Annotated in this window: 14 protein-coding genes and 1 pseudogene; all 15 read right to left on the bottom strand. The window is 65.4% G+C overall.

Annotated elements, in window-relative coordinates; genetic code table 11:
• Positions 1-6 precede the first annotated feature (6 nt).
• Positions 7-855 (bottom strand): alpha/beta fold hydrolase, encoded by an 849-nt coding sequence (locus CKW37_RS28110; protein ID WP_045633701.1) that lies wholly within the window; start codon positions 853-855, stop codon positions 7-9.
• A gap of 10 nt (positions 856-865) precedes the next feature.
• On the bottom strand, positions 866-2326 hold the full coding sequence (locus CKW37_RS28105) for a 2-hydroxymuconic semialdehyde dehydrogenase (protein WP_064481766.1): 1461 nt from the start codon (positions 2324-2326) through the stop codon (positions 866-868).
• Positions 2327-2360: 34 nt separating this feature from the next.
• Positions 2361-3284 carry a catechol 2,3-dioxygenase gene (locus CKW37_RS28100; RefSeq protein WP_011005909.1) on the bottom strand — a complete coding sequence of 308 codons (924 nt, stop codon included), beginning with the start codon at positions 3282-3284 and terminating at the stop codon, positions 2361-2363.
• Positions 3281-3619, bottom strand: a complete 339-nt coding sequence (locus CKW37_RS28095) for a 2Fe-2S iron-sulfur cluster binding domain-containing protein (protein ID WP_045633698.1) — start codon at positions 3617-3619, stop codon at positions 3281-3283. The genes CKW37_RS28100 and CKW37_RS28095 overlap by 4 nt, the downstream gene beginning before the upstream one ends.
• 144 nt (positions 3620-3763) lie before the next feature.
• Positions 3764-4540: a 1,6-dihydroxycyclohexa-2,4-diene-1-carboxylate dehydrogenase gene (locus CKW37_RS28090; RefSeq protein WP_045633697.1), complete on the bottom strand. Its 777-nt coding sequence runs from the start codon at positions 4538-4540 to the stop codon at positions 3764-3766.
• A 114-nt stretch (positions 4541-4654) separates the two neighbouring features.
• Positions 4655-5665: a benzoate 1,2-dioxygenase electron transfer component BenC gene (benC, locus tag CKW37_RS28085; RefSeq protein WP_064481765.1), complete on the bottom strand. Its 1011-nt coding sequence runs from the start codon at positions 5663-5665 to the stop codon at positions 4655-4657.
• A 9-nt stretch (positions 5666-5674) separates the two neighbouring features.
• Positions 5675-6163 (bottom strand): benzoate 1,2-dioxygenase small subunit, encoded by a 489-nt coding sequence (gene benB, locus CKW37_RS28080; protein WP_045633695.1) that lies wholly within the window; start codon positions 6161-6163, stop codon positions 5675-5677.
• Positions 6164-7519 carry a benzoate 1,2-dioxygenase large subunit gene (gene benA / locus CKW37_RS28075; RefSeq protein ID WP_045633694.1) on the bottom strand — a complete coding sequence of 452 codons (1356 nt, stop codon included), beginning with the start codon at positions 7517-7519 and terminating at the stop codon, positions 6164-6166.
• A gap of 180 nt (positions 7520-7699) precedes the next feature.
• The gene (locus tag CKW37_RS28070) at positions 7700-8449 is read right to left on the bottom strand and encodes a TIGR03747 family integrating conjugative element membrane protein (protein WP_064481764.1); all 750 of its coding nucleotides are present in this window, start codon (positions 8447-8449) and stop codon (positions 7700-7702) included.
• Positions 8446-10602 (bottom strand): type IV conjugative transfer system coupling protein TraD, encoded by a 2157-nt coding sequence (gene traD / locus CKW37_RS28065; RefSeq protein WP_064481763.1) that lies wholly within the window; start codon positions 10600-10602, stop codon positions 8446-8448. Before traD ends, CKW37_RS28070 begins: the two co-directional genes overlap by 4 nt.
• An 8-nt stretch (positions 10603-10610) precedes the next feature.
• Positions 10611-11144 (bottom strand): integrating conjugative element protein, encoded by a 534-nt coding sequence (locus tag CKW37_RS28060; protein ID WP_095159413.1) that lies wholly within the window; start codon positions 11142-11144, stop codon positions 10611-10613.
• A gap of 311 nt (positions 11145-11455) precedes the next feature.
• Positions 11456-12589, bottom strand: a pseudogene (locus CKW37_RS28055) (TIGR03752 family integrating conjugative element protein); the annotation flags it as partial.
• Complete coding sequence (locus tag CKW37_RS28050; RefSeq protein WP_011005918.1) at positions 12586-13494, bottom strand: TIGR03749 family integrating conjugative element protein; 909 nt, start codon at positions 13492-13494, stop codon at positions 12586-12588. The gene CKW37_RS28050 and the pseudogene CKW37_RS28055, both read right to left, overlap by 4 nt.
• A complete protein-coding gene (locus CKW37_RS28045) occupies positions 13491-14183 on the bottom strand; it encodes a PFL_4703 family integrating conjugative element protein (protein ID WP_095159412.1) in 693 nt (230 codons plus the stop codon). Before CKW37_RS28045 ends, CKW37_RS28050 begins: the two co-directional genes overlap by 4 nt.
• The gene (locus tag CKW37_RS28040; RefSeq protein WP_045633950.1) at positions 14180-14590 is read right to left on the bottom strand and encodes a TIGR03750 family conjugal transfer protein; all 411 of its coding nucleotides are present in this window, start codon (positions 14588-14590) and stop codon (positions 14180-14182) included. Before CKW37_RS28040 ends, CKW37_RS28045 begins: the two co-directional genes overlap by 4 nt.
• Positions 14591-14601: the final 11 nt, after the last annotated feature.

Genomic DNA, 14601 nt, shown 5'->3' with positions numbered 1-14601 from the left:
TCTCTCTCAGGAATGGAGGGCGTCGGCCTCGGCGAGGAAATTCTCGACCAAGCGGGCGAAACGCTCGGCGTGTTCGATCTGGGTCCAGTGGCCGCACTGGCCGAACACGTGTAGCTGGGCGTTGGGAATCCACTGCGCGAGGGTCAGCGAAGCCTGCAGCGGGATGATCCGATCCTCGCGGCCGTGGATGACCAGGGTTTCGTTGGGCAGGGCGCGGATATCGGTCTCGTTGCTGGCCAGATCGTCGACTCCGTTCTGCCGTGGCGGCGGGAACATCGCGGCGAACGACTCCTGAAAGCCGGGGCGGATGCTGGCCTGGTAGCGCAGCTCGGCCAGCTCGTCGTTGACCAGGGTGCGGTCGTGGGCGAACAGATCGAGCAGCCTGCGCATGTTGGCCAGCGACGGCGTGTAGCCCCAGGCTGTTTCCAGTCCTGCGGTGATGGGGAAAGACACACCGACGCTGCCCATCAGCACCAGCCGGCGCACACGCTCGGGGTGACGGATGGCCAGTGCCAGTGCCAGCCCGCCGCCGAACGAGTTGCCGACGATGTCGGCCTGCTGGATGCCGAGGGCGTCGAGCACGCCGATGGCATGCTCGACCCAGCGCGCCTGGCTGTACTTGCCATCGGCCGGACGTTCGCTGTAGCCGAAGCCGAGCATGTCCGGGGCGATCACCCGGCGCGTCTGCGCCAGCTGCGGAATGATCCCGCGCCAGTTGGCCCAGGCGGTGACGCCGGGGCCGGAGCCGTGGATCAGCAGAGCCGGGAAGCCTTCGCCCTGATCATGCAGGTTGGTGCGGTAGCCGGCGGCGAGGATTTCGCGACCGATTTCAGGGCTTTGCTGCGGTGCGTTCATGACCAGGTCCTCAAAGTTTCACACAGATGTTTTTCAGCTCGGTGTAGAACTCCAGCGAGTGCACACCCCCTTCGCGCCCGATGCCCGACTGCTTGCTGCCGCCGAAGGCGGTGCGCAGGTCGCGCAGGAACCAGCTGTTGACCCAGACGATGCCGGCCTCAATCTGCCCGGCGACGCGGTGGGCGCGCGAAGCGTTCTCGGTCCAGATCGCCGAGGCCAGGCCGTAAGGCAGGCTGTTGGCCAGTTCAATGGCTTCCTCCTCGCTGTCGAACGGGCGGATATGGCAGCAGGGGCCGAAGATTTCCTCGGTGACCACCGCCGAATCGTCGGCCAGGCCGGTCCAGATAGTCGGCTGCACCCAGGCGCCGCCGGCCAGGTGCGCCGGCATCTCCGGCACGCCGCCGCCGGTGACAACGGTGGCGCCGTCGTCGACTGCCTGCTGGTAGTAACTGAGGACTTTTTCACGGTGCTTATGGCTGATCAGCGGGCCGAAATTGGCCTCTGGATCGTTCGGTTCGCCGATCTTCAACGCTTCGGCGCCGGCCTTCAGGCGGGCGACGAACGCGTCGAAGATCGGCCGCTCGACATACACCCGCTCGGTGCCCAGGCAGACCTGGCCGCAGTTGGCGAAGGCCGAGCGCAGGGTGCCCTCGATGGCCTTGTCCATATCGCAGTCGGCGAAGACGATGCCGGCGTTCTTGCCGCCCAGCTCCAGCGACACCTGGCGCACGCCCTTGGCCGCGGCGCGCATGATGGTTTCGCCGGTGCCGGTCTCGCCGGTGAAGGTGTAGGCGTCGACGTCCGGGTGCTCGGTGAGGAAGGCCCCGGCCGAATCGCCGCCGAAACCGTGCACCACGTTGTACACGCCGGCCGGCACACCGGCGGCCTGCATCACCTCGCCGAGCAGGGTGGCGGTCAGCGGGGTTTCCTCGGATGGTTTGACCACCACGCAGTTGCCGCAGGCCAGGGCCGGGCCGACTTTCCAGGTCATCAGCAGCAGCGGCAGGTTCCACGGGCTGATCACCCCGATCACCCCCTTGGGCCGGCGCACGCCGTAGTTGAGTGCACCGGCGCCGTCCGGGGTGGCCATCTCGAAGGCTTCATTGGCAACATTCTTGAGCAGGTCGGCGAACACCTTGAAATTGGCCGCGCCGCGCGGAATGTCGATGTGGCTGGCCAGCGACTTCGGCTTGCCGGTGTCCAGGCATTCGGCCTCGAGAAACTCGCCGAAGCGCGCCGTGATGCCATCGGCCACGCGATGCAGAATCTCAGCGCGCTCGGCCACCGTCATCTTCCCCCAGGGTCCCTTCAGCGCAGCGCGTGCCGCCCTGACCGCGGCGTCGACCTCGGCGCGGCCGGCCTCGTGGACGCGGCCGATCACCTGGCCGTTGGCCGGGCTGACATTGTCGAACAGCTTGCCGCTGGCCGAACCGACGAAGGCACCGCTAATGAAATGCTTGATTTCTTTCATCTGCGCAATCTCTGCAATAAGTCGTACCGGACCATCAGGTCAGCACGGTCATGAATCGTTCGTTGAGAATGCGGTCGTGGTAAAAGATCGCCTTGCCCAGCTGGTCGGTGGTCCAGGTCACCGGTTTGTGGTCCGGGTAGTTGTAATCTCCCCCGCAGAACACTTCGTTGCGGTTACCGGACGGGTCGAAGAAGTAGATGGTCTTGCCGTGAGTGAGGCCGTGGCGGGTTGGGCCGATATCGATAGATGTGTCGGTCATGGAGATCAGGTCGGCGGCGCGAAGCAAGTCTTCCCAGGTTTCGAGGTGGAAGGACACATGATGGAGGCGGCCTTTTTCCGGATGGTGAATGAAGGCCACGTCGTGGGCCTTGGTCGACAGACTGAGAAACTGGGCGACGCGCGTGCCATTTTCGTCCAGCACCTGTTCGGCCAGATAGAAGCCGAGCACCTTGGTGAACAGGTCATAGGTCGCCGGCAATTCGTCGCCATACATGAGGGCGTGGTCGAAACGCACAGCCGCCATACCTTTCAGATCGCGCGGCCATGCCTCGGGATTGACGTCATTCAAACCCCACTTTCCAGTATATTCCTTGTCTGCATACAACTCGAAGTGATGCCCGGAGGGGGCCTGGAAGCGCACGCGCCGGCCACAACTGTTCAGTTCACCTGCGGGTAGCTGCTCAACGGCACAGCCATATGCCATCAGATCCCGCTCCAGTTGCCGGAGAGCATCCTCATCCACAACCTTGAAACCCATAAAATCCATGCCCGGCTCGTCAGCCTCGCGTAGCACCAGGGAAAACTTATCCACTTCGGTCCAAGCCTTCAGATAGACACGGCCCTGGTCGTCACGGTCCATCTCGATCAGGCCCAGCAACTCGACGTAGTGTTCCAGGGCCTTGCTCATGTCCAGTACACGCAGCTGCACATGGCCCGGTCGCATTACACCTTTGTTCATGACGTCACCTCTTCATAGTTCTTGTTGTCAGGTTTGTTTCCGCCAACGTGGCGAAAGTACTCGATGGTCAAGTCGGTTTGCGGAAACACTTGACAGGCCAGGGCCAGGCCTTCGGCGGCGGCCTTGGCCGGCACGTGACCGCGGCTCATGCGTCCGCTCCGGTAGGCTCCGCTGAGCACCCGCACTCTACAAAGGCCGCAACCGCCACCGCGACAGCCCACCGGTATGCAGCGCTTGCCCTGGGCTTCCATGGCGCGCAGCACCGACTGGCCCTCCGCGCAGCGGAATGACTGGCCGCTTAGCACTTCGAACACCTCGTAGCCGGCACTGTTCATATTCATCCCAGATACACTAAACATGACGGAAGTATCCCCCAACAGCTCTGGGTGATGCCGGCAAAACCCCGAAAATGAGCGTCAGGGACCTCATGTACGTTGCTTCTTCGCATGTCGATTTCTCTTCTTAACCAGACATAAGGGTCAACCGAGGTCTCCCCCTGCCACCGGAAGAGTTATACCGGTGATGTAGGAGGCGGCGTCAGAAGCAAGGAACAGAATTGCCTCGACCTGCTCGTCAATGCTTCCGTAGCGTTTCATAAGGCTGCTGTCGAGGGACTGGTCGACGATCTGCTGGTACCAGACCTTCTCCTGCTCACTCGGCTCGGCGCTATTGCGCGGAATCCGCCGTGGCGGCGCCTCGGTGCCACCCGGTGCGGTGGCGTTGACGCGGATGCCGCGCTCGGCGGTTTCAAAGGCCAGACAGGCGGTCAGGGCGTTAACGCCACCCTTCGCCGCGCCGTAAGGCACGCGATGGATCCCGCGCGTGGCAACGGAGGAAACATTTACGATGGCGCCACTGCCCTGCTCGATCATTGGCGCCAGCGCGGCGTGGCAGCACCATAGGGTAGGAAACAGTGAACGCCGCACTTCGGCCTCGATCTCGCGTTCCTGGTAATGCTCGAATGGCTTAGCCCAAATGGTGCCGCCAACGTTGTTGATCAGAATATCCAGACGACCGAAGCGCTCGAGCGCCGCCGCCATCACCCGTTGGCACTCGGCGAACTGCTCAAGGTCGGCGGTCAGGGTCAGCACCTCAGCAACTCCGACCAGTTCGTCGGCCAGCTCATGTATTAGCTCGGAACGGTCGACCAGCAGCAGTCGACCGCCTTCGGCCGCCATCCGTTCGGCCACGCGGCGACCGATGCCCTGGGCGGCGCCGGTGATAACGGCAACCTTGCCCTGGAAACGTTTGTTCATGAACCACCTCGGTTGTGTAGCCCGGATGCAATTTGGGAAAGTTCGTAGAGAACCTGGGCCCTACTGCCCGAATAAAACAGGCCCGCTCACCTAGTAAGCGGACCAAAGGAGCCTCTAGGCGCTGGCGGCGAACTTCTCATAATAGAAATTGGCCGGCTGGATGCCCTGTGCCCGGATGTACTGACTGACCGCCTCGACCATCGGTGGCGGACCGCAAAGGTAGACATCTACCTCACCGCCGTTGAGGTGTTTGGGCTCGATGTACTGGGTCACATAGCCCTTTTGCGGATAGGCGCTGTCCGGGCTGGCGACGCAGGCGGTGTAGCTGAAGTTGGGAATGCGCGCGGCGAATGCCTCTAGCTTGTCCATTTCGACCAGGTCGTGGTCATGGGTGACGCCGTAGATCAGATGGAGCGGGTGCTCGCTGCCCTGCTCGGCGATCTTCTCCAGCATCGCGGTGAACGGCGCTAGGCCGGTACCACCCGCCAGCAACAGCAGCGGCCGCTTGATCTCGCGCAGATAGAACGCGCCCAGCGGTCCAGCCAGACTGACGCTATCGCCGACCTTGGCGAGGCTGGTCAGGAAACTGCTCATCAGCCCGCCCGGCACGTTGCGGATCAGGAAGCCGACCTCGCCATCCTTTTGCAGCGAGCTGAAGGAATAGGCGCGGGTCTGGTCGCTGCCCGGCACTTGCAGATTGACGTACTGGCCTGGCAGGAACGCCAACTGGTTCAGCGATGCGCTTTTGATAGACAGCGCGATGGTGCTCTCGGACAGCTGACGCACGTTGCTGATCGCTGCCTGATAGCTGGCCTGCTGGGTCTTGCAGACGTCCGATGCGGCCGGAACGCGAATCACGCAGTCGCTTTCGGCGCGCATCTGGCAGGTCAGCACGTAGCCCTGCTCGGCTTCGGCTTCGCTAAGTGCATCCTCGATATACTCCTCGCCGAGGCTGTAGCGGCCGCTCTCGGCGAAGCATTTGCAGGCGCCGCATGCACCGTCTCGGCAGTCCAGGGGTAAATTGATGCCTTGGCGGTAGGCTGCATCAGCAACAGTCTCGCCAGCATTAGCATCGATGAAACGAGTGACGCCGTCTTCGAAGTTCAGTGCAACCTTGTGTGTCATGGCGGCACCTCAGACGTGGTATACATCGATAACTTGGCGGATGTAGTCGTTCTTCAGCACGACCTTCTTGGCCTTAATCAGCGGGGTCTCGCCACATGTGTCGAGGGTGCAGAAGTTGGTGCCAAAGAAGTGGTCCACCGTCTTGTACCGATAACTCATGGTGTGCCAGTTGTAGCGCAGCTTACAGAAGCCGCCGGACTGCTCGAGCAGCTCCAGATTGCTGATGTTGTGGCTGGTTCGGGTGTCCGGAATGGTGGCACTGGAGCGCTCGGTCTTGATGCGGAACACCCGATCCTCTAGGCCACCGCGATTGCCGTACCAAATCAGCGAGATCTGGCTCTGCGGGTCTTCGGTCAATTGGTCGCGGTCGTCCCAGGCCGGCATCCAGAAAGTGGCGTCCGGCGCGTACATTTCCAGCCAGCTTTCCCACTGCTTGTCGTCGAGATAGCGTGCTTCGCGGTAAAGGAAATCGCGCACGGCTTCGTAGGAGATAGTCATTTACACGCCCTCCGCATGGATCAGCCGATCCTGTTCTGCCTTGACGGCCTTGATCATCTGCTGTTGCCAGTACTTGTGCTGCATGACGAACAGGCCTTCGTCTTCCGAGCGGACACCGCTCAGCTTCGGATGCAGATCGATCTCCTTCGCGCCCTCGTCCGGCCCCTCGATCCAGTGTTTGGCGCCACGGGACATGTCGTTCATCCCCCCGCCGGCGAAGCCCTCCTGGCAGGCGCGGAATTCCTCCAGGTCGTCCGGGGTGGCCATGCCGCTAACATTGAAGAAGTCCTCGTACTGACGGACACGGCGGGCACGCGCCTCGGCGCTTTCGCCTTTGGGCGCGATGCAGTAGATGGTGATTTCGGTTCTATCCACCGACAGCGGACGGGTGATACGCAACTGCGAGCCGAACTGGTCCATCAGGTAGAGGTTCGGGTAGAGGCAGAGGTTGCGGGAGACGCCGATCATCCAGTCGGCACGGGCTTCACCAAACTCGCTGGCTAAGCGATCTCGCTCGGCGAACAGCGGGCGGTTTTTCGGGTCACCCCAGCGTGCCCAGACCATCTGGTGGCCGTTTTCAAAGGAGTAGAAACCGCCGCCATCCCCGCCCCAGCTACTGGCGCTCATGGCGCGAATATCATCGCCCGCTTCTCTTAGCTTGCGCTGCTGCTGGGTGGCGGCGTAGTTCCAGTGAACAGTACTGACGTGGTAGCCGTCGGCACCGTTCTCGACCTGCACTTTCCAGTTGCCTTCGTAAACATAGGTACTGGAACCGCGCAGCACTTCCAGACCTTCGGGCGACTGGTCGACGACCATGTCGATGACCTTCCTCGACTCGCCGAGGAACTCTTCCAACGGGGCGACGTCCTCGCGCAGGCTGCCGAATAGAAATCCGCGGTAGGAAGCAAAGCGCGCAACTTTCTTCAGGTCGTGCGAGCCGTCACAGTCGAAGCTGTCCGGATAGCCGGCGCCCTTGGGGTCTTTGACCTTGAGCAGCTTGCCCGAATTGCTGAAGGTCCAGCCGTGGAACGAGCAGGTGTGGGTGGCCTTGTTTCCACTCCTAAAGCGACAGAGCGTGGCGCCGCGGTGACTGCAGGCATTGATGAAGGCATTGAGCTCACCATCTTTGTTGCGTGTGATGAATATCGGCTGCCGGCCCATCTGCGTGGTGTAATAGTCGTTCTTCTCGGGAATCTGGCTCTCGTGGGCGAGATAAATCCAGTTACCCTCAAAGATGTGTTTCATCTCTAAATCGAACAGCCGAGGGTCGGTGAACATCTCGCGCTTGCAGCGGTAGATGCCCTCATCCTCATCTTCTTCAACGAGACTATTTATATAGTCGAGCCCCAGGTGCATTGTCATGGTCATGCCTCCATTATTATTGTTTCTGTTGCATAAAGCCTAAGGGGTAGGCCTTTCTAGAGATATCCATTTTTTGCACTCCTGTATCCGCCTCTTGCAAGACTGGACTTATCCCTATCAAACCGGACACTGCAGCCCGTTAAGGAACTGCTGACCAAAATTAACGTGTCGCACCTACAGATACTTCTTGAACGTCGCCGCCGCAATGCACACCGCCACGCCGAGCAGTGCCGCGCTGGGCAGCAGGATCAGCAGCGGGTTTACGCTGACCGGCAGTGCCAGGTAAGTCACCCACGGCAGCACGGCCAGCGGGGTCAGGCTGGCCCGGGCGCGGTGATAGATGAACCCCGACTCGCGTCCCGCGCCGAAGCGGCGCACATCCCGGCGCACCAGGCCGTCCACCAGCCCGACGAAGGCGGCCATCAGGAACAGTGGCAGGGTCAGGCACAGCACCAGCAGCCGCACGAGGAAGACCAGCGTCGTGTAGGCCGCCGCGATCAGGTAGCTCTCCACGTTCACGTAGACCAAGCCGATGTAGTAGCGGAGATCCTTGCTCGGGCGATGGCTGCCGGCGCGGGCCTGCGCCGAGGCGTCGCGTATCCAGTCCAGCAGGCCGCTCTTCACGAACAGCCAGTCGTAGCCCTGCTCCACCAGCCGGTGCGCGGTGCGCCCCGGCTCCTGCACCAGCGCGCTGCGCGTGAAATGCGTGGAGAGCTGATCGAGCTCGTAGTGCAGCATACCCTGCGCGTGGCGCCAGCCCTGCTCGGGCCAGAAGAAGTGCATGCCGACGCATTCGATCAGGATGCACAGCAGCAGCGCGCCGCACAGCACGCCGAAGAAGCGGAACGGCAGCGTGACCAGGCCGGCGATCAGGCCTTGCTGTCTTTGCTGCTGGCGCTGGGCCGCGACGGCCGGATCGCTCATGCTCCTTCCTCTTCAGCGGCGGCCATCTGCCTGAAGTCGTCCAGCAGGTCGTCGGGCAGCGCCTCGTCCTGCAGGCCGGGGATGCCCTGGTTCTCCCACCAATCTCCCGCCTCGACGTAGTGCTGACGCATGTAGCCGGCCAGCTCCTGCAGGTCCTTCGGCATGGCTTCGTCGGGGTCGGGAGCGGGCAGCGGCATGCGGACTTTCCAGAGGTTGCCGCCCTCGCTCAGCGCGAAGCACTGCCCCTTGGGCAGCGCCACCACATGCGCCGGCTCGATCAGCGGCACGCTGTTGCTGCTGATGCGGTCCTGGGTGTTGGACGTGAACGCGGTATTGCCGCGCGGGTCGGAGCTGTCGGTGGCGCCGCTCATCAGTGCCGTGGCGTACACCTCGACCTTGGGCAGTTGTCGCGTCAGCAGCTCGGCGGTGGCGGTCTCGCGCACGCGCAGCATGAACAGATTGTTGAAGTTGCCGACCACCTGGCCGGCCTTGGCACGGTTGCCGATGCGCGCCTCGATGTCGCTCAGGGTCTGCGTGTAGGCCGTCACCTGCACGCCGGCACCGCCGCCCTTGTTGACCATCGGGATGAACTCGTCGCCCATGAGTTCATTGAATTCGTCGGCGTGGACGTTGATCGGAATCCTGGCGCCCGCGGCGGCGCCGGGCAGCCCGTCGTCGATGCCGAACTTGTAGATATGGCCGGCGACCGAGACCAGGTCGCTGAACATCGAGTTGCCCACCGCCGCCGCGACTTCGGCGTCGGACAGCGCGTCCAGCCCCACGTAGACCACCGCGCGTTTGCGGATGACCTGCATCCAGTCGAAGATCGGCCGCGGGTCGGACAGGTCGGAATAGTTCGGCGCCAGCAGTTGCGCGATCTTGCCGGTGGTGAGCTTCTCCAGCAGCGGCAGCAGCGAGGCGACGATCTTGTCGAAGTACGTCCGGTCGTAGCGCACGGCGCTGCGCAGGCCGTCGAGCACGGGGTCATAGACGCGCACCTGGGACAGGTACTGTTCGAGGGCCACCACGCGCTTCTCGCGCCCGATCATGTTGCGCGGGATGTTCTTGTCGTTCAGCTTCGCTTCGAGCTGGACGATGACCTCCCAGGCCTTCGGCTCGTTCCTGGCGAAGTAGTGCTGGGCGTACTCGATGAACAGCGCGTCGATGTTGATGACGTGGCGCTGGATCAGCAGATAGTCCGGCCGCTGCCCCAGCTCGACCAGGGCGCGCGCGATGATGTTGACGAAGCGCCAGGCGAATTCGCGGAACGCGGCGCTGTTGCCTTCGCCCGAGAGCTGTCCGGCGATGCGCGTGGCCACCTCGGAGATCCGCCCGAACCGGCCCACGGCGTTGTAGCGCGCCGAGATGTCCGGCCAGCCCAGATGAAAGACGTAGAACTCGCCTTCGCGCCCGGCGCGCTTGGCCTCGACGTACATGCGCTTCAACAGGTCCGCATCGCCCTTGGGGTCGAAGACGATCACCACCTCGTGCTCGCCGCGGACCTTGCGGCGGATGTCCTGGGTGATGAACAACTCGGCCAGCCGCGTCTTGCCCACGCGCGTGGTGCCCAGCACCAGGCTGTGGCCGACGCGCTCGCCCAGCGGCAGGGTGACGTCGACCTCGTGCGGCTCGATGCCATGCAGGCGCGGCAGTCCGCCGACCGGCGGCAGCGGCCGTGCCGGATTGAAAGGACTGTCCCAAGCCAGGACCCGCGCAAGCTTCGAGAGTGGAAACGGCGCGAACTCAAGCCGCTCCTCCAGCCGCCGGGCGGCCCGGTAGATCGCCATCGGCTCGACGTAGCGGCGGAACTCCGGCCGGTAGGTCTGCATCAGCCGGTGCGTGTGCCGCTGCTCCCAGCGAAAGCCCCGGCCGACGAACAGCCGTTGCTGACTCACCGGCACGTCGCGGCTGGTCATCACGTAGCGCGGCAGGCGGCGGATGTTGCGGCGATGGCGCAGGATCGCCCAGGCATCGCGCAGGCGAATCGCGCCGAAGGTCAGGAAGGCCAGCGCCGAGCCCAGGCCGAGCAGCGGGTTCAGCGCGAGCGACCACGGTGCCACCAAGCACAGAATCGCGGCGCCGGCGCAAACCGCCACGGTGTAAAGCTCCACCGCTGGCCGCAGCAGCACCTCGACCGCATGCGGTTGGGCCATTTGCGCACCTACTGCTCGATGCCGGTGGACGTGATGAGCACCGGGTAGTGGCGCAGGCCCAGGCGCTGGGCCAGGTCGTCGCCGGAGGCCGGCGAGAGGGTCAGGCCGGGAGCAAGCCTGCGCAGCGCCGTCAGCGCGGCCATCGACTCCACGTTGACCACCAGGCCCACGGCCTGCAGCTCGCGCAGCGCCGCCTGCCGCTGCCGCAGCCAGGCACGCGACCGCTCGTCGTCGCCGATCAGGAACAGCGGCGTCAGGCCCGGCGCCCGGATGACGCGGCGCTGCACGTCGCCCGGCGACAGTTGCGTCGAGCGCACCGGCAGCATCGCGGCCTCGGCGTCGGCCGCGTTGCCCACGCGCGGGGCTGGCATCGGGGCCGGCGGCGTGGCCTGGTCCGGCTGAGGATTCAACGACTGGTAGTACGGCAGCGCGGACGCGCCGCCACGGTCTTCGACCACGATCAGCGGCGCGGCGGCGGTCTGGGCGAGGACGCTGGTCGTGGACAGCAGTCCGATGGCGGCGATGAGGACGATGTGGTTCATGGCGTAGCGGCCTGGAGGGTTGGAACGGGAACGCTGGTGTCGAGCATGTGGGTCAGGTGCCGATGCACACTGCGCCGGTAGCGCGCCGCGGGTGCCCCGCCGGCGGGCCGGTGGTAGCGGCCGATGGCAAGAAGCCAGTCCTCGCCCGGCGTGTGCTGTTCGCGCAGGATTTCCGCAGCGATGGCGAGGTTGCGGTACGGGTCCAGCAGCTCGCAGGGCTGCGTGTAGCGATGCCTGTGATAGCCGAGATTGACCTGGCCGAGGCCGGCGTCGATGCGATGGGCCGGCGTGCGGGCGAGTGCCCGGCGCAGCCCCGCGCAGGCCGCGGTGATCAGCGCCTGGCTGCCGAGGTACTGCTGCGCGTTGCTGCGCCGCTCGCCGCTGACGCAGGGAATGCCGTAGGGATCGCTGATCCAGCCCAGGCCGGGCGTGGCAGTCGTCGTGCTGTTGGCACTGGCTTGCCCGCCGCGCTGGTCCTGGTTACCGTCCTCGGGCACGGTGCGGATGGTGCCGTCGTGGAACACGAAAGTGACCGAACGGATTTGCCCGCGCACGCACGAAAGCGTCCAGTCCCCAGAGGCCGTGCCGCTGACCACGGCGCCGGCCACGTCGGGGATGTCGATGCCGTTGGCCGTGAGGTTGTCCGGACCGATCAGCACCTTGAACGGGTACGGGTCGTTTACGGTTCCGTCGATCGGCACGCGCCCGATCAGCGCCGTCATGGCAATCGACCCCATGAGCGTCGAGTTCGACGGCACGGTGTAGACAGCCTGCGCGGATGCGCCCACCGCGCTGCTGCCGACGTCGGCGACGGATTCCACTGCGGCCGACAGGCTTTTCTGGGCCGGCACGAAGCTCTGGGGAAAGCTCGGCTCCTTGCTGCCGTTTGTGGCGTCGACCTTGGCATCGTCGGGCTCGACCCACTGCGTGCCACTGGTGCCGCGGTCGAGGCGCTGCCCGTCGCCCTCTTCCAGCCCCAGGCCGACGGGCAGGTCGGACGGGCCACCCTTGCCGGCAAGGCCGTCCAGTTGCCGCTGCAAGTCCTGCAGTAGCCCCTGGGTCTGCTGCCTGTCGCTGGCCACCTGGGTGCGCTCTTGCTCCAGGCGGTTGCGCTCGCCTTCCAGCGCGCTCTGGATGCGCTGGTCGATCGCGCTTTCCCGCGCCCGCAGACGCTCGTTCTCGGCCTTGTGCTGCCTGTTGTCGCCGAGCGCGCTCTGCAGCTCGGTGCGCAGCTGCTTGACCTGGGCCACCAGCGTGGCGACGGTATCGCGCGGCGTGTCGCCGGCGATGCCCAGGGCCTTCATCTCCTCGGGCGTGAGCGTACCGGCCGCGCCCTTGGGGGCGGGCTGGCCGCCCGGGGCGCCGGAGAACAGTTTGATTCCGACGAACACCAGTAGCAGCGCCATCGGGATCAGCAGCCACTTGAGCAGCGGATTACTCTTCAATCGCGCGCTCCTCCAGTCGAGCCGGCCGCGGCGGCCGGCGGCAGGTTCACGGTGGCGTCGATCGGGCTCAGCGCCGGCAGCAGGGACTCGGCCAGGCCGTGGCGGCGCGTGACCAGGTAGAGCACCGTGGTGTCGGACGGGGTGCCGGCCGGCCCCAGGTTCGGATGCTGGAAGGTCGCCGCCACGAAGTTCCCCTGCAGGGCGCGCGGGTCGAGGTCGAGCCAGCGCGCGGCCGTGTTGGTCAGTCGCACGGCCGTCACCCATTGGTCTTCCAGGCGCCACGCGGCCAGCGCCCGCGCGTGCACCGGCAGCGTCGGCAGCAAGGTGTCCAGCGCGAGGTCGCGGCGCAGGTTCACGCGCCCGATGCCGGCGACCGGCTCGACGGTGCGCAGCGGCGCGTACAGGTTCTGTGCGGCATGACGCGTCAGCACGACCGGCACCGGCGTTTCGCGCCGGGGAACGGATTCGTCTGCGGGCCCATCGGCCCGCTCGTCCGCACCGCTTGCTGCACTGCCGCCGTAGCGCTTCGCGGGGGCTTCCGCTGCCACGATGCGCACCGGCTCCAGTGGCGCCTGGCCGTCCTGCGCTAGTTCGGCGGCGATGTCGAGGAGAATGAACGCGCCGGACTCCACGTCCTGCAACTGCAGTCGCGTCGGCGGCAGCGGCTCGCTGGCCCGCAGGTAGATCGCGCCGCCCGCGCTCTGCACCCGCAGGTGCGCGGCCGCGCTGTCCGGTACGCCGACACGCACGTTGCGGTCGATGAAGATCACCCGCTCCTGGCCGACCACCAGCGGCACCGCCAGCGGCAGGCGTTCCCAGCGCAGGATTTCCACGGCCTGGCTGGCCGGCACGAAACCGAGGATCAGCAGGACGCCGGCCAGGGCCGACGAGGCGACGGATTTCATGGGGAGCCTCCCTGCAGGCGGCCGGATGCGTTGGCGGGCGCACCGGCCCGGGTCGGCGTCGGCGGCGGTTCGATGCGCTGGGGTGCGCCGGCGTAGCAGTCCAGCGCCAGGCCAAAGGGGTTGCGCTCGGGATCGATGTCCAGCCGGACGACCTTAATGGGGTAGCGCACCAGGGCGCGCTTGACCTGCTCGGAGCCGTAGTATTCGTCCGCGCTCACGTCCAGCGTGACGATCCAATCGCGGCCGGAAACCACCTTGACGCGCGTGGCCGGATCGTCGCCGTAGCCGCGGCCGGGAATCTCGTAGATGCCGCGCACGCGCCGACGCAGCTCGCCACTGGCGCGCCGGTATTCGTAGTCCTGCTGCAGGAAGGCCCGGCAGCTCGGTGTCAGGTAGGCCGACAGCGCGCGCAGGTTGCGTGGATAGTCTTCTTCGCCGTTCGTGGGCCAGCGCTGCACCTGCTGCCAGATGTAGAACGAGAAGGCATACACGCTCTCGGGCGGCACGTCCCACCACTTGCGCGTGCTGCCCGAGCGCAGGTCCGGCGGCACATGGATGGTCAGACTCTTCGGCGCACTCCACCAACCGAAGCCGAGCAGCAGCGCCACCGCGAACAGCGCGCCGGCGCCCAAGCGCAGCGTCTTCACGTGCGCCTGCAGATGCGCAACCTCGTTCTTGAAACGACTCATGGCGCACCTCGATCGGCATTGCGCCGGGTCGTCCAGTAGCCCGAGCGGGTGACGAGGCGCTGGCCGCCCAGGAGCGCTGCCAGCGCCGGATTCCGCAAGGCCAGCCGCCACTGGAGCTGCCGGTACAGCCAGGTGTCGGGCCGACCGCGCTTCTGCGCGCGCAGGAAGCCGCCGCCGACGAAAACGCCCAGCGCGATGCCGGCGACGATCAGCGTGGGCACCATGGCGATGCTGTGCGTGAGCCAGGCCAGCGGCAGGCCGAGCGCGAACCCGGCTGCGGCAGACAGGCCGGCGCAGATCCACAACTCATCGGCGGTCAGCCCGCGCACGACCACCGGCTGGCGGTTCAGCCGGTGCGGCAGGAAGGTCACCAGCGTGTCGCGCGGGGTCTCCGAAGGATCGGCCATCGCTTGCCGCC

The organism is Pseudomonas sp. Irchel 3E13 (assembly GCF_900187455.1).
Classification (GTDB): domain Bacteria; phylum Pseudomonadota; class Gammaproteobacteria; order Pseudomonadales; family Pseudomonadaceae; genus Aquipseudomonas.
The sequence above is the reverse complement of the archived record's forward strand: the minus strand, read 5'-3'. Positions and strand labels throughout refer to the sequence as shown.

Excerpts from the sequence above, each read along its gene's own strand:
- traD (WP_064481763.1), bottom strand. The coding sequence starts at position 10,602 with ATGGCCCAACCGCATGCGGTCGAGGTGCTGCTGCGGCCAGCGGTGGAG.
- CKW37_RS28095 (WP_045633698.1), bottom strand. The coding sequence starts at position 3,619 with ATGAACAGTGCCGGCTACGAGGTGTTCGAAGTGCTAAGCGGCCAGTCA.
- CKW37_RS28045 (WP_095159412.1), bottom strand. The coding sequence starts at position 14,183 with ATGAGTCGTTTCAAGAACGAGGTTGCGCATCTGCAGGCGCACGTGAAG.
- CKW37_RS28040 (WP_045633950.1), bottom strand. The coding sequence starts at position 14,590 with ATGGCCGATCCTTCGGAGACCCCGCGCGACACGCTGGTGACCTTCCTG.
- benA (WP_045633694.1), bottom strand. The coding sequence starts at position 7,519 with ATGCACCTGGGGCTCGACTATATAAATAGTCTCGTTGAAGAAGATGAG.
- CKW37_RS28105 (WP_064481766.1), bottom strand. The coding sequence starts at position 2,326 with ATGAAAGAAATCAAGCATTTCATTAGCGGTGCCTTCGTCGGTTCGGCC.
- CKW37_RS28110 (WP_045633701.1), bottom strand. The coding sequence starts at position 855 with ATGAACGCACCGCAGCAAAGCCCTGAAATCGGTCGCGAAATCCTCGCC.
- benC (WP_064481765.1), bottom strand. The coding sequence starts at position 5,665 with ATGACACACAAGGTTGCACTGAACTTCGAAGACGGCGTCACTCGTTTC.
- CKW37_RS28060 (WP_095159413.1), bottom strand. The coding sequence starts at position 11,144 with ATGAACCACATCGTCCTCATCGCCGCCATCGGACTGCTGTCCACGACC.
- CKW37_RS28100 (WP_011005909.1), bottom strand. The coding sequence starts at position 3,284 with ATGAACAAAGGTGTAATGCGACCGGGCCATGTGCAGCTGCGTGTACTG.
- CKW37_RS28070 (WP_064481764.1), bottom strand. The coding sequence starts at position 8,449 with ATGAGCGATCCGGCCGTCGCGGCCCAGCGCCAGCAGCAAAGACAGCAA.
- benB (WP_045633695.1), bottom strand. The coding sequence starts at position 6,163 with ATGACTATCTCCTACGAAGCCGTGCGCGATTTCCTTTACCGCGAAGCA.
- CKW37_RS28090 (WP_045633697.1), bottom strand. The coding sequence starts at position 4,540 with ATGAACAAACGTTTCCAGGGCAAGGTTGCCGTTATCACCGGCGCCGCC.
- CKW37_RS28050 (WP_011005918.1), bottom strand. The coding sequence starts at position 13,494 with ATGAAATCCGTCGCCTCGTCGGCCCTGGCCGGCGTCCTGCTGATCCTC.